General features: G+C 45.4%; 13 protein-coding genes. 9 read left to right on the plus strand and 4 right to left on the minus strand.

The window, feature by feature from the left end; all coding sequences use genetic code 11:
* Nucleotides 1-21 precede the first annotated feature (21 nt).
* Genes PBAL39_RS15190 through bcp form a run of 3 tightly spaced genes read left to right on the plus strand, consistent with a single transcriptional unit; the run spans nt 22 to nt 2,844 of the window.
* The gene (locus PBAL39_RS15190; RefSeq protein ID WP_008243074.1) at nt 22-633 is read left to right on the plus strand and encodes a fumarylacetoacetate hydrolase family protein; all 612 of its coding nucleotides are present in this window, start codon (nt 22-24) and stop codon (nt 631-633) included.
* A gap of 6 nt (nt 634-639) precedes the next feature.
* Nucleotides 640-2,376 (plus strand): M23 family metallopeptidase, encoded by a 1,737-nt coding sequence (locus PBAL39_RS15195; protein WP_008243076.1) that lies wholly within the window; start codon nt 640-642, stop codon nt 2,374-2,376.
* A 6-nt stretch (nt 2,377-2,382) separates the two neighbouring features.
* Nucleotides 2,383-2,844 carry a thioredoxin-dependent thiol peroxidase gene (gene bcp, locus PBAL39_RS15200; protein WP_008243078.1) on the plus strand — a complete coding sequence of 154 codons (462 nt, stop codon included), beginning with the start codon at nt 2,383-2,385 and terminating at the stop codon, nt 2,842-2,844.
* Nucleotides 2,845-2,909: 65 nt separating this feature from the next.
* Here the strand turns inward: bcp and PBAL39_RS15205 are convergent, their stop codons facing one another.
* Both PBAL39_RS15205 and PBAL39_RS15210 read right to left on the minus strand, forming a co-directional pair.
* Nucleotides 2,910-4,490 (minus strand): response regulator, encoded by a 1,581-nt coding sequence (locus PBAL39_RS15205; protein ID WP_008243080.1) that lies wholly within the window; start codon nt 4,488-4,490, stop codon nt 2,910-2,912.
* Between the two features lie 181 nt (nt 4,491-4,671).
* Nucleotides 4,672-5,922 carry a sugar MFS transporter gene (locus PBAL39_RS15210; RefSeq protein ID WP_008243081.1) on the minus strand — a complete coding sequence of 417 codons (1,251 nt, stop codon included), beginning with the start codon at nt 5,920-5,922 and terminating at the stop codon, nt 4,672-4,674.
* Between the two features lie 234 nt (nt 5,923-6,156).
* On the opposite strand from PBAL39_RS15210, the gene PBAL39_RS15215 reads away from it, so the two are divergent.
* From PBAL39_RS15215 to PBAL39_RS15240, 6 genes are read left to right on the plus strand one after another with little or no spacing between them, the layout of a single operon-like run.
* Entirely contained in the window at nt 6,157-7,002 is an 846-nt protein-coding gene (locus tag PBAL39_RS15215; RefSeq protein WP_039866735.1) for a transketolase, read from the plus strand.
* Nucleotides 7,003-7,005: 3 nt separating this feature from the next.
* Nucleotides 7,006-7,965 (plus strand): transketolase family protein, encoded by a 960-nt coding sequence (locus PBAL39_RS15220; RefSeq protein WP_008243085.1) that lies wholly within the window; start codon nt 7,006-7,008, stop codon nt 7,963-7,965.
* 3 nt (nt 7,966-7,968) lie between these two features.
* Nucleotides 7,969-8,529 (plus strand): RNA polymerase sigma factor, encoded by a 561-nt coding sequence (locus PBAL39_RS15225; protein ID WP_008243086.1) that lies wholly within the window; start codon nt 7,969-7,971, stop codon nt 8,527-8,529.
* 35 nt (nt 8,530-8,564) lie between these two features.
* Nucleotides 8,565-9,206: a hypothetical protein gene (locus PBAL39_RS15230; RefSeq protein WP_008243087.1), complete on the plus strand. Its 642-nt coding sequence runs from the start codon at nt 8,565-8,567 to the stop codon at nt 9,204-9,206.
* Between the two features lie 9 nt (nt 9,207-9,215).
* The gene (locus PBAL39_RS15235) at nt 9,216-9,662 is read left to right on the plus strand and encodes a hypothetical protein (protein ID WP_008243089.1); all 447 of its coding nucleotides are present in this window, start codon (nt 9,216-9,218) and stop codon (nt 9,660-9,662) included.
* 15 nt (nt 9,663-9,677) lie between these two features.
* The gene (locus tag PBAL39_RS15240; RefSeq protein ID WP_039866738.1) at nt 9,678-10,868 is read left to right on the plus strand and encodes an aspartate aminotransferase family protein; all 1,191 of its coding nucleotides are present in this window, start codon (nt 9,678-9,680) and stop codon (nt 10,866-10,868) included.
* A gap of 37 nt (nt 10,869-10,905) precedes the next feature.
* Here PBAL39_RS15240 and PBAL39_RS15245 read toward each other — a convergent pair whose 3' ends face one another.
* Nucleotides 10,906-11,826, minus strand: coding sequence for a DUF58 domain-containing protein (locus PBAL39_RS15245; protein ID WP_008243094.1), 921 nt, complete (start codon nt 11,824-11,826; stop codon nt 10,906-10,908).
* A gap of 87 nt (nt 11,827-11,913) precedes the next feature.
* Complete coding sequence (gene trxA, locus PBAL39_RS15250) at nt 11,914-12,231, minus strand: thioredoxin (protein WP_008243096.1); 318 nt, start codon at nt 12,229-12,231, stop codon at nt 11,914-11,916.
* Nucleotides 12,232-12,245 lie beyond the last annotated feature (14 nt).

The following is a 12,245-nucleotide window of genomic DNA, read 5'->3' on the forward strand; positions in this document are numbered from 1 at the left end:
ACACAAAAACCATCATCTCAAATGAAAATCATTGCCATAGGACGTAACTACGCTGCTCATGCCCAGGAACTGAACAATCCCATTCCGGGATCTCCATTGATCTTCCTGAAGCCCGATACTGCAGCGCTGAAAGACAACAGACCTTTTTACCTCCCGGAGTTTTCTTCGGAGATCCACTATGAGCTGGAAGTAGTGCTGAAGATTTGCAAGGAAGGGAAACACTTATCGGAGAAATTTGCCTCCAACTATTATGAAGAAATTGGCCTCGGTATAGACTTTACCGCCAGGGACATCCAGGCGGCACATAAGGAGAAAGGATGGCCATGGGAGCTGGCAAAGGCTTTCGACAACTCCGCTGCGATCAGTCATTTTGTGCCAAAAGCACAGTTCGAGGATGTCTATAACCTACAGTTTGAACTCCAGATCAATGGAGAAACGAAACAAAATGGAAACACTAAAATGGTATTGTTCTCGTTTGAGAAAATCATATCCTTTGTATCCCAGTACATCACCCTGAAAAAGGGCGACCTGATCTTTACCGGAACGCCGGAAGGTGTGGGCCAGGTGTTTCAGGGCGACAAGCTGGAGGCATGGCTGGAAGGTCAGCAGTTCCTTAATTTCGACATCAAATAAGCAAGAATGATTAAAGCCAGCATCCCCGTTCTCCTTTTCGCGATCTTTTTCAGCCTCTGCACCTCAAAATCCGGTGCACAACAGGTCTTCAGTGCCAATAAATATCCCTTGATGGACTTCCGCCCTCCGCTGGACATCACGCCGCCCGCCCTTGCAGGCTCTTTCGGGGAACTGCGTGCCAACCATTTCCATTCAGGAATGGACTACCGGACAAACCAGCGTGAAGGTTATCCGGTATATGCCATTGCAGATGGGTACATCTCCAGGCTCCGTGTACAGAACAGTGGGTTTGGGCTTGCCTTGTACATCAATCACCCCAATGGATATACTTCAGTATACGGGCACCTGCAGCGCTTCAACCCCACGATTGCCAGAGAGGTAAAGCGCATTCAATATGATAAGAAGTCTTACGAAATTGACGAGTTTCCAAACGCTCAGCTCATTCCGGTGCATAAAGGTGACATCATTGCCTACTCCGGTAATACTGGTGGCTCCGGCGGCCCGCACCTTCATTTCGAATTAAGGGATTCCAAGACGGAAGCCACCATCAATCCGCAGCTGTTTGGATTTGAGATTCCCGACGATGTCCCTCCGGTAATCTACTCCATGTATGTATACCGGCTCAATAAAAAGCCTTTCAATGAGTTTACACCGAAGCAGTATTTCCAGGTGGCTGGTGGTGCAGGAAAATACAGTTTAAACAAGGTGTCGACCATCAACCTTAGCGGAGAAGTGGGCTTCGGCATCGTGGCTACCGACAGACACAGTGGCGCTTCCGGGTTGAACGGTGTCTATTCCATCGAACTCGAGCTGGATGGGAAAACAGTTTTCACCTCAGCCCTCGAACGCTTTTCATTTGAAAACAGTAAGGCCATCAATTCTCATATTGATTACCCGACCTACCTGAACACGAAACGGAGCATCCAGAAGAGCTTCGTGGATCCTGGTAATCCACTGGGCATCTACAGCAACCTGGTGAATAGCGGCCGCATCGACTTTAACGATGGCAAACTCCACCAGATGAGATACATCATTACGGATGGCAAGGGAAACAAGAGCTACCTGTCATTTAAAGTACAGGCAGATGGACAAGCCACCATCACCAACCCACCGCCGCCAGCGGGCACCATATTCTCTTATGCAACGGTGAACGAGTTCAACAACAATGACCTGAAGGCAATCCTGCCAAAAGGTACTTTGTACAACGACCTTAACTTCGTGTATAAAACATTGCCACGACCGGAATCCAATGCGTATTCGGCAATCCATCAGATCCACAATAACCTCACGCCTTTGCATACGGGCTTTGAGATCTGGATTAAGGCCGACAGCTCATTGCCTCAGAAATACAGGGAAAAAGCACTGATTGTGAACACCGGAAGATCCTCACAGGGTGGTTACTTTGAGAATGGTTATGTGAAAGCAAAACCGCGTAACTTCGGCAGCTTTTTCATTTCTATAGATACGATTCCGCCGACCATCAGTCCGGTAAACATCAGCAACGGCAAAAACATGTCCGGCATCAGCAAGATGTCGTTTAAGATCCGCGATAACCTGTCCGGCATCAAAAGCTTCAACGGCTTTATCGACGGCCGTTGGGTACTGATGGAGTTTGACACCAAAACATCCAGCCTGTGGCACACCTTTGACGAGCAAACAAAACCAGGCAAACATACATTGGAGCTGATTGTTACGGATATGAAAGACAATAACCGCAATTATTCCATAACGTTTTATAAATAATCAAGAATGACTGAATTAACAGAAGGCCAGCAGGCCCCGGATTTTAATGTCGCTGACCAGGACGGCAACGAGGTAACACTAAGCCAGTTTAAGGGCAAAAAAGTAATCCTCTATTTTTATCCGAAAGACAATACCCCAGGATGTACGGCTGAAGCCTGCGACTTCAGGGACAACTACCAGGGACTGATGGCAAAGGGCATCGTTGTGCTGGGTGTCAGCGTGGACGATGAGCAGTCGCACCAGAAGTTTGCAGCCAAACACAGTTTGCCGTTTACACTCCTGGCAGATACAGACAAAAAGATTGTGGAGGCCTATGGTGTCTGGGGAGAGAAAAACATGTACGGCAAGAAATATATGGGGACCAACAGGACTACTTTTGTGATTGACGAAGAGGGGAATATTGCACACATCATCAAAAAGGTAGACAGCAAAAACCCTACAGCACAGGTACTGGAACTCCTCGAATAAAATACGGTTAACTTTGGCTGAACGCCTGTAACTTTTTCTTGGCCAAGATCAGGTTACAGGCTTTTTTATGATTTGCTGACATCCTCAGAAATGACATGGGCAACTGTGAGCGCTCCGACTTTCTGGTAAAGCTCTGCTGCACTGAAAGGTTTTGATATATAATCGTTCATGCCGATGGAAAGACACTTCTCCAGTTCTCCTTTGATGGTATGTGCAGTCATGGCCACAATTGGGGTATTCTTTTTCGGTGCAGCCATCTTACGGATCAATTTTGTTGCTTCGTAACCGTCCATCTCTGGCATCTGAAGGTCCATGAGCACAATATCGTAGTCGCGCGCGGCCAACTGCTCTACCGCAATCCGTCCATTCTCGGCCACTGTGGTCTGATACCCCCGGGCTTCCATCAGCTTGATCACCAGTCGCTGATTGATCGGATTGTCTTCAACAATAAGCACATGAATATCGCGGCCAATATCTTCGAGATTGACATTAGTTGTGGCACTTGCGGGGATAGCAGTTTGCGGCAGGACGTCCTTGACCGTTTCAAAAGGAAGGCGGAAGTAAAAGTTGGAACCACGTCCAAGCTTGCTTTCCAAAAACACCTCTCCCCCCTGCAGGCTCACCAGTTTCTTAACGATGCTCAGCCCCAGTCCGGTTCCTGCATACCTACGTGAAGCATCATTGGAAGCCTGCTCGAAGAAGTCGAAGATCTGCTGCTGTTTCTCTAGGGCAATGCCAATGCCAGTATCCCGTACACAGAATTCGAGCGTAACCTCCTCTGCAGTTTCTTCGACCACGGAGATGTCGATGCCCACATTGCCGGAGTCGGTAAATTTTAAGGCGTTAGAGGTCAGATTGAGCAAGATCTGGCCCAGTCGCAGTTCATCTCCACTAATCACATCGGGCACGTATTCACTGAGGTGGTATTTAAAGCCGAGACCTTTTGATTTAAACTCCGATGCCATCAGCTTAAAATGTCCATCAACAGCATCTTTCAGGTAAAATGGCTGTTTGTGGAACTTTACATTTCCCTCTTCCAGATTGGAGAAGTCGAGGATATCATTTAGTATGGTCATGAGCTGATCTGCCGATTTGATGATCAAGCGTAGTGACTCCTGATGGTCAGTGTCTTTAATAGATCCTTCCAGCAGACGTGCGAAGCCCAGCACCCCGTTCATGGGTGTCCTGATCTCGTGACTGATGTTAACCAGAAAGGTCTGTTTTGCTTTTTTGAGTGCTTCGGTTTTCCTGCGTTGCTTTGCCAGTCGCGTTTCCGCCTGCTTCAGCTTCCGGCAGCTTTCCCTCAATCGCTCAGAAGTCAGGTTCAATGAGCTGGCCAATCCGAGGATCTGTTTTGCCTGAAAAGCTTCAGCGCCGGGTTTAAGCTTAAACTCACCCATGAGTGATCGGTCCCTATGCTGCTCATCAGAGAAGGCGAGTTTAAACTCACGAAGCAAAAGGCCGACAAGCAGGGCGGCGGAGCTGATAAAAATAATGGATAAGGCCAGCATGAGCTGACTGGCGAAGAAAAAATATAAGATACCAGCCCCTGTGGTCATGATCAAGATCAGCAGGGCAGAAATCAGATATAATCTGTGAATGATGGTAATATCATTTAGCTTCTTTCGTAGATAGGAAATTGGCATAAAAAGGTCTTAATGTTTGAAAGCTTAGGTTAGAATGGGATAAAAGTAAACTTTTAGCCTATAAAGACCTTGCCGAAGACCTGTTCATTCCGTTCAGTATTTCAACCTTAAAACGGCCTGAACGGAAAATATCGATTAAATGAAAGGGATGAACTTTTTGCTGTTCATCCCTGTTCATTTGTTATTTGGTGCGAATTTTATGCCCGTAAACGGCATAGTACCAGATGAAGAGGTAACAAGGAAACATGATGACATAGGCGTGCTGGGGATTGAGTTGATCAGCCAGGTAACCATACAACAGTGGCAGCAATGCGCCACCGGAGATACCCATGATGAGCAGGGAAGCACCAGTCTTGGTAAACCTGCCTAAGTCGGCAATTGCCAATGGCCAGATAGCAGGCCACATCAGGGAATTGGCAAGACCCAGCAGGGAAATGCACAACACCGACACATAACCTTCAGTACTGATGGCTGCGGCAACAAGGATGACACCCAGAACTGCCGACACCCTTAGGGCCATCTGCTGCGTAAAGTATTTAGGGATACAAAAGATACCAATAATGTATCCGAGGATCATACTTACCAGGGTATAGGTAGTGAAGAACTTAGCCTGATCCAATGGGATCTGTTGTGCGGCACCATAACTAATGACGGTATCGCCGGCCATCACCTCTACACCTACGTAAAGGAATAATGTGAATGCGCCCAGCAAAACATGCGGAAATTGCATAATGCTTGTTTTATTGGTGTTGGCCAAGGCTACTTCTTCATCTTCTTTTTCGGTATCAATCTCCGGGAGACTGGACATATAGATCAATACTGCGAGCACCAGCAACACGACAATGATGGCCACGTATGGCAGGATCACGCGACTGGCGAGTGCGCCGAGTTCTGCGGCTTTCTCCTCCGGGGTCATGCTGGCTACCTTCGCGGTAATGCCGTCTGCATTTTTCAGGGTTACTGCGCCCAATAAAATCGGCGCCAGGGAACCTGCTACTTTATTAAAGATGCCCATGATACTGATGCGCTTTGCGGCACTCTCCGGGGGACCAAGGATGGTGATGTATGGATTAGAAGCGGTCTGCAGTACTGCCAAGCCGGTTCCCTGTATGAACAAACCCATCAGGAACAACACATATGTGCGTGTCATAGCAGCGGGGATAAAAATCAATGCGCCCACCGCCATAATGACCAAACCTACAGCCATACCATTTTTGAAGCCTGTTTTTTTCAACAACCAGGCAGAAGGGAGCGCCATCACCAGGTAGGCGATATAAAAAGCGAAGGCAACAAAGTAAGACTCCAGATTATTGAGCTCGCATGCGATTTTTAGGTAGGGAATCAACACGGAATTCAACCATGTAACGAATCCGAATACAAAAAAGAGCGCCCCAATGATATAAATTGGACTAATGGTTTGTTTTGTGGTCATTTTTTTAAAGGATTATACCAGAATTTGTTTAGTTATTTTTTAAATATATTAAAAAGCACCTATCACTTAGCAATAATTATCAAAAATTTTATCAAACCTTTCCCGGGGGCCAAGTGTTATGCTCAGATGATCTTGCCATTTAGATGACATTTTATGGCATTTTAGCCCGGAGATTTTAACCTGATAAATGATAAATACGTTACCTTTGATATAATTAATCAATAACCCCAATTAATGAAACATACAATAAATGAGCTAGAAGATATCGCTTTTCAAGTAAGAAGAGATATCGTTAGAATGGTGCATGGCTGCCAGTCAGGACACCCCGGAGGATCATTAGGATGCGCAGATTTTATGACCGCATTGTATTTTGAGGTCATGAATCACTCTAATGATTTTAAGATGGATGGAAAAGGTGAAGACATCTTTTTCTTATCTAACGGACATATTTCACCAGTTTTCTATAGTGTTCTGGCGCGTTCAGGATATTTCGATGTGAGCGAACTCGCTACTTTCAGGAAACTCAACTCCAGGTTACAGGGACACCCAACTACACATGAGCATCTTCCGGGAATCAGGATTGCTTCAGGATCACTGGGTCAGGGCATGTCTGTTGCAATTGGGGCTGCACAAGCAAAGAAACTAAACAACGATAAATCTATAGTATTTTCTCTTCACGGAGATGGCGAGCTTCAGGAAGGACAAAACTGGGAAGCAATCATGTATGCGCCTTTCAACAAAGTGGACAACCTGATTTCTACAATCGATTATAACGGTCAGCAGATTGATGGTCCTACAGAAAAAGTCCTTTCCCTGGAAAGCCTGCAGGCAAAGTTTGAGGCTTTCGGATGGCATGTGATCACCTCTAATGGCAATGATATGGATGAAATTGTGAAGGCATTACATTATGCTAAATCGTTAACCGGCAAGGGCAAACCAATCCTGAACCTGATGAGCACGATCATGGGCAATGGCGTCGATTTCATGATGGGATCGCACAAGTGGCATGGTGTTGCTCCTAATGATGAGCAGCTTGCTACTGCACTGGGACAATTAACAAGCACGCTAAAAGACTATTAATCGATGAAAAAGTATACATACACTGAAAAAAAAGACACCCGTTCCGGTTTTGGCGCCGGACTTCTTGAGGCCGGAAAAAAGAACCCGGAGGTAGTAGCTCTTTGCGCTGACTTAGTAGGTTCGTTAAAGATGGAAGCTTTTATTAAAGAGTTTCCGGAGCGTTTTTTCCAGATTGGTATCGCTGAGGCGAACATGATCGGCATTGCAGCAGGATTGACCATCGGCGGAAAAATCCCTTTTACAGGAACTTTCGCCAACTTCTCTACAGGAAGGGTTTATGACCAGATCAGACAATCTGTTGCCTACTCTAACAAAAATGTAAAAATCTGTGCTTCTCACGCGGGCTTAACGCTTGGTGAAGATGGGGCGACACACCAGATTCTTGAAGATATAGGTTTGATGAAAATGCTTCCTGGCATGACCGTCATCAACACCTGCGACTACAACCAGACTAAAGCGGCAACCATTGCGATCGCTGAACATGAAGGACCGGTATACCTGCGTTTTGGACGTCCGGTGATCCCTGTGTTTACAGATCCTGACCAGAAGTTCGAGATCGGAAAAGCATGGATGGTTAATGAAGGTACTGATGTAACGATCGTTGCTACAGGACACATGGTGTGGAAAGCCATTGAAGCGGGTGAAAAGCTTGCGGAGCTCGGCATTGATGCAGAGATCATCAACATCCACACCATCAAACCTCTGGATGAAGAAGCTATTCTTAAATCTGTCAAAAAAACAGGCTCGGTAGTCACTTGCGAGGAACACAATAAATTTGGTGGTCTTGGTGAGAGCGTAGCCCGGTTATTGTCTACAGAATTCCCTGCCCCGCAGGAGTTTGTTGCTGTAAATGATAGCTTCGGAGAAAGCGGAACCCCTGATCAGCTGATGACCAAATACGGACTTGATACCGTAAATATTGTTGAAGCTGTTCAAAAGGTGATAAAAAGAGTAAAAAAATAATAAATGAAGCAGGTTGAAGATTCAGAAATATTAGAGAAGTTCTCTAATGGAAAAACAAAAAATGAAGCCTTTAACCTGCTTCTTCAAAAATACCAGCAAAAGATCTACTGGCACATCCGCCGGCTGGTGATTGACCATGATGATGCAGATGACCTGATCCAGGAAGTCTTTGTCAAAGTATGGAAAAACCTGGAAAAATTCCGCAGTGACTCCCAGCTGTATACCTGGATTTACAGGATCGCTACCAATGAATCTATTACCTTCCTGAATAAGAAGAAACAGCGCAACAATACGCCGTTGGATGAGGTATCATCGGAGCTTTCGGAGTCTCTGGTGGCATCCAGCTATTTCAACGGCGACAAGGTGCAGCGCAAGCTGCAGGAGGCTTTGCTCACACTGCCGGAAAAGCAGCGGTTAATTTTCAACATGAAATACTTCGACGACCTTAAATATGAGGAGATCTCGGAGATTACAGGAACTAGCGTAGGTGCCTTGAAAGCATCCTTTCATATCGCTGTAAAAAAAATTGAAGTTTTTATGCTAAATGAAGACATCACCTTTTAAACCTTTTGTATCGGATTGACTCAATATAAACAGCAATGGAAAATAAGTTAGAAAATGAGGAATGGATGAGTGGTACTCCGGAGGGTTATTTTGACAGCCTCTCCGAACGTATCCGTCAATCTGTCTTTCTGGACGACCTGAGGGCTAAAGTTGCGGACGGTGGTTTCATCACACCCGACAATTATTTCGAGGCCCTTCCGGAGGTGATTCATGGAAATTCATTTTTGGAACAGCTGAAAGGCAGCAGCCCCGTTGAAACTGCGGGCTTCATAACGCCTGAAGGTTATTTCTCCGGCTTATCATCCAGGATCGTTGCGCAGGCACACGATGATAATGATGACCTGAATGAAGTTACGATGGCAGTACAGGCGCCTTCAAAACATGCAGTCAAAATCGTCAGGTTGTGGCATTCCAGTTTTCTTAAATATGCTTCTGCTGCTTGTTTTATCTTACTGAGTGCTGCTGGTTTATACTTCTATCAGCAGAAACCTGAGCCTGTAGTTAACTATGCGGAGCTGGCAAATGAGCAGATGTTGTATGATATTGATGAACATGTGATTATTGAGCACATACAAGCCGCCAGCATGGAAGAAGAACAACCAGTGGTGGCTACCGCTGATCTGGAGAATTATATTCTTACCAACTACAGCCAGAATGATATAGCTTCTGACTTATAAATACCTAAAATGAAATATTACATCGTTACAGCTTTTATGTTTATGTTACCTTTTTTCGCTGCAGCACAGGGACAGAGGTCAAATGAGATAGAAGCTTACCGCATCAGCTACCTTACACAAAAACTGGACTTGTCGCCGGAGGAAGCCCGTGTATTCTGGCCGATCTACAACGACTTCCAGAAGGAGCAGTCGGCATTGCGGAAGGTGCGTATGCAGAATATGATCAGCTTCAAGAAACTGACGGAGATCGAGGAAATGTCTGACACGGAAATTCAATCGCTGATTGTCAATGAGCTGAACTTCAAACAGGGAGAGCTGGCCATTGAAAAGAAATACTACTATCGCCTCAAATCCAGTCTGCCGATAAAAGTGGTTGGAAAATATTATAGGGCTCAGGAAACTTTCAAAAGAGAACTGCTGTCAAGATACAAAAACACGAGACCTGAGCGGAATTAATTTGTATTTTTGGGGATGCTTACACAACGTCAGTTATTCCTTCAACACAACGCTCAAACCACATTAGACCCCTTACTTTTAGAATTTGTGAAGGCCAGTGGAATGTATCTTTATGATACCACAGGCAAGAGACACATGGACCTGATTGCTGGCATCGGTGTGAGCAATGTAGGACATTGCCATCCTGCTGTAGTCGGGGCGGTAAAGGCCCAGGCTGAACAATACATGCACATCATGGTGTATGGTGAATTTGTACAAAGCCCACAGGTGGACTTTGCAAAGGCACTTGCCGACATACTGCCTCCAAACCTCAATTGCACTTATTTTGTCAACTCCGGTGCCGAAGCTGCAGAGGGCGCTATGAAACTCGCCAAGAGATATACCCAACGCACAGAGATCATCTCTTGCCACCATTCCTACCATGGGAGTACCCAGGGTGCATTGAGCCTTATGGGCAACGAGGATTTTAAACAGGCGTACCGACCGCTCCTGCCCGATATCAGTTTTATTCAATACAATGTTGAGGAAGATCTTTCCAGAATCACTGAGCGCACCGCAGCGGTGTTTGTAGAAACCATCCAAGGCGAAGCGGGCATCCGTGTGGCCGATAAAGATTATTTCAATGCCTTACGGTCACGCTGCACAGCCACGGGGACATTGCTGGTGTTGGATGAGATCCAATGCGGCTTTGGACGCACGGGAAAGATGTTCGGATTTGAACATTTTGACATTGTGCCAGACATCCTGCTACTAGCCAAAGGTATCGGCGGTGGTATGCCGATTGGTGCGTTCATCAGTTCAACAGAAATTATGGCTTCATTGACCACCAATCCAATCCTCGGCCACATCAGCACCTTCGGCGGACACCCGGTAAGCTGTGCTGCTGGCTTAGCAACGCTGCAGACCATTCTCCGGGAAGATCTGGTATCAGGTGTACAGGAAAAAGGAGATCTGTTTAAACAACTACTGGTTCATCCTTCCATCCTGGAGGTAAGGGGTAAAGGACTGATGATTGCGGTAGAATTTGAGAATTTTGAATTCAACAAAAAGGTAATTGATGCCTGTATTGCTGACGGTGTGATCAGCGACTGGTTCCTGCACTGCAGCAATTCCATGCGCATTGCTCCTCCACTCATCATCAACAAAGATGAAATTGAAACGGCATGTAACATCATATTGAAACATGTTCAGGCTTTTTCAAATTAACTGACTCGCTACCAGCTGATCATTTCATCTCAAATGATCAGCTCATTTTTTGTCTTTTGATCAGATAAGCTTGTAAAACCGGATGAAAGCCTTCGGCAATATCGGCATCGATCATATCAATTTTATACTGACTACACTTCAGCGCAATGGTTTGCAGGTAACTGCCCATCCGCGACAGGTATTTGTCTTTAATCTGTGAGGTATGTGCTTTCAATACCGCACCGGTTTCCATATCCACAAACTGGTAAGGTCTGTTTTCAAATTGAAAATCGACTTCCTTGGATTTGTCGGTCACATTAAAAACAATGACTTCATGTTTGTTGAACTTCAGGTGCTGCAAAGCAGAAAACAAAGCTTCAACATGGCCTTCGTCGTGGATGGTATTTAACATATCACTGAAGATAACAACCAGTGAGCGCTTGTGGATCAGTTCCGCGATCTGGTGTAATGCCTGCGCCACATTGGTCTGCACATTGAGTGACTCTACCTGCAGCAGTCGCTCCAGCTCATTAAATAGATACTTCTGATGGGTGGTCGTCGATTTCGCCTGGGTATTGAGTAATAAGTGATCGGTGAACAAGCTTAAGCCGAAGGCATCTCTTTGTCTTTTCAACAGATAGATCAACGCAGCGGCAGCCTGTACAGAAAAGTGAAGTTTATTGTATTCTTTATTTGGAAAGTACATGGATGAGGATACATCAACAATAAACTGGCAGCGCAGATTGGTTTCCTCTTCATAACGTTTACTAAAGAGCTTGTCTGTCTTTGCAAACAACTTCCAGTCGATATTCTTGACGCTATCTCCGGAATTATAGAGCCGATGCTCTGCAAACTCCACCGAAAACCCGTGAAAGGGGCTTTTGTGCAGGCCGGTAATGAAACCTTCCACTACCTGCCGGGCAAGCAATTCGAGGTTTCCGCTGAAATGGGAGGCCGATTCATCTATGGTAGACTGCATAATATAGATTTGGAAACGTGTAGTGTAAATATAAAAAAAGCGTTCATAGAATTATGAACGCTTTAGCAAAGAGTATCTGGAGTTGAATTACAACTGTTTCTCTAATTTTTGGGCCAATACCGATTTAGGCACTGCTCCTACTTGTTTGTCAACAACTTCACCGTTTTTGAAATACAATAAAGCCGGGATATTACGGATACCAAACTGAGTAGAGATCTGCGGATTGTTATCCACGTTCACTTTACCAACGATTGCTTTACCGTCGTACTCTTTCGAGATTTCATCCACTACTGGTCCAACCATGCGACAAGGACCGCACCATTCTGCCCAAAAATCAACCAAAACGGGTTTATCTGATTTTAACACAAGCTCCTCGAAGTTTGCATCTGTAATTTCCAAAGCCATAATTTTATTTTATT

The organism is Pedobacter sp. BAL39 (assembly GCF_000170795.1).
Lineage (GTDB): Bacteria > Bacteroidota > Bacteroidia > Sphingobacteriales > Sphingobacteriaceae > Pedobacter.

Excerpts from the sequence above, each read along its gene's own strand:
- PBAL39_RS15190 (WP_008243074.1), top strand. The coding sequence starts at position 22 with ATGAAAATCATTGCCATAGGACGTAACTACGCTGCTCATGCCCAGGAA.
- PBAL39_RS15195 (WP_008243076.1), top strand. The coding sequence starts at position 640 with ATGATTAAAGCCAGCATCCCCGTTCTCCTTTTCGCGATCTTTTTCAGC.
- bcp (WP_008243078.1), top strand. The coding sequence starts at position 2,383 with ATGACTGAATTAACAGAAGGCCAGCAGGCCCCGGATTTTAATGTCGCT.
- PBAL39_RS15205 (WP_008243080.1), bottom strand. The coding sequence starts at position 4,490 with ATGCCAATTTCCTATCTACGAAAGAAGCTAAATGATATTACCATCATT.
- PBAL39_RS15210 (WP_008243081.1), bottom strand. The coding sequence starts at position 5,922 with ATGACCACAAAACAAACCATTAGTCCAATTTATATCATTGGGGCGCTC.
- PBAL39_RS15215 (WP_039866735.1), top strand. The coding sequence starts at position 6,157 with ATGAAACATACAATAAATGAGCTAGAAGATATCGCTTTTCAAGTAAGA.
- PBAL39_RS15220 (WP_008243085.1), top strand. The coding sequence starts at position 7,006 with ATGAAAAAGTATACATACACTGAAAAAAAAGACACCCGTTCCGGTTTT.
- PBAL39_RS15225 (WP_008243086.1), top strand. The coding sequence starts at position 7,969 with ATGAAGCAGGTTGAAGATTCAGAAATATTAGAGAAGTTCTCTAATGGA.
- PBAL39_RS15230 (WP_008243087.1), top strand. The coding sequence starts at position 8,565 with ATGGAAAATAAGTTAGAAAATGAGGAATGGATGAGTGGTACTCCGGAG.
- PBAL39_RS15235 (WP_008243089.1), top strand. The coding sequence starts at position 9,216 with ATGAAATATTACATCGTTACAGCTTTTATGTTTATGTTACCTTTTTTC.
- PBAL39_RS15240 (WP_039866738.1), top strand. The coding sequence starts at position 9,678 with ATGCTTACACAACGTCAGTTATTCCTTCAACACAACGCTCAAACCACA.
- PBAL39_RS15245 (WP_008243094.1), bottom strand. The coding sequence starts at position 11,826 with ATGCAGTCTACCATAGATGAATCGGCCTCCCATTTCAGCGGAAACCTC.
- trxA (WP_008243096.1), bottom strand. The coding sequence starts at position 12,231 with ATGGCTTTGGAAATTACAGATGCAAACTTCGAGGAGCTTGTGTTAAAA.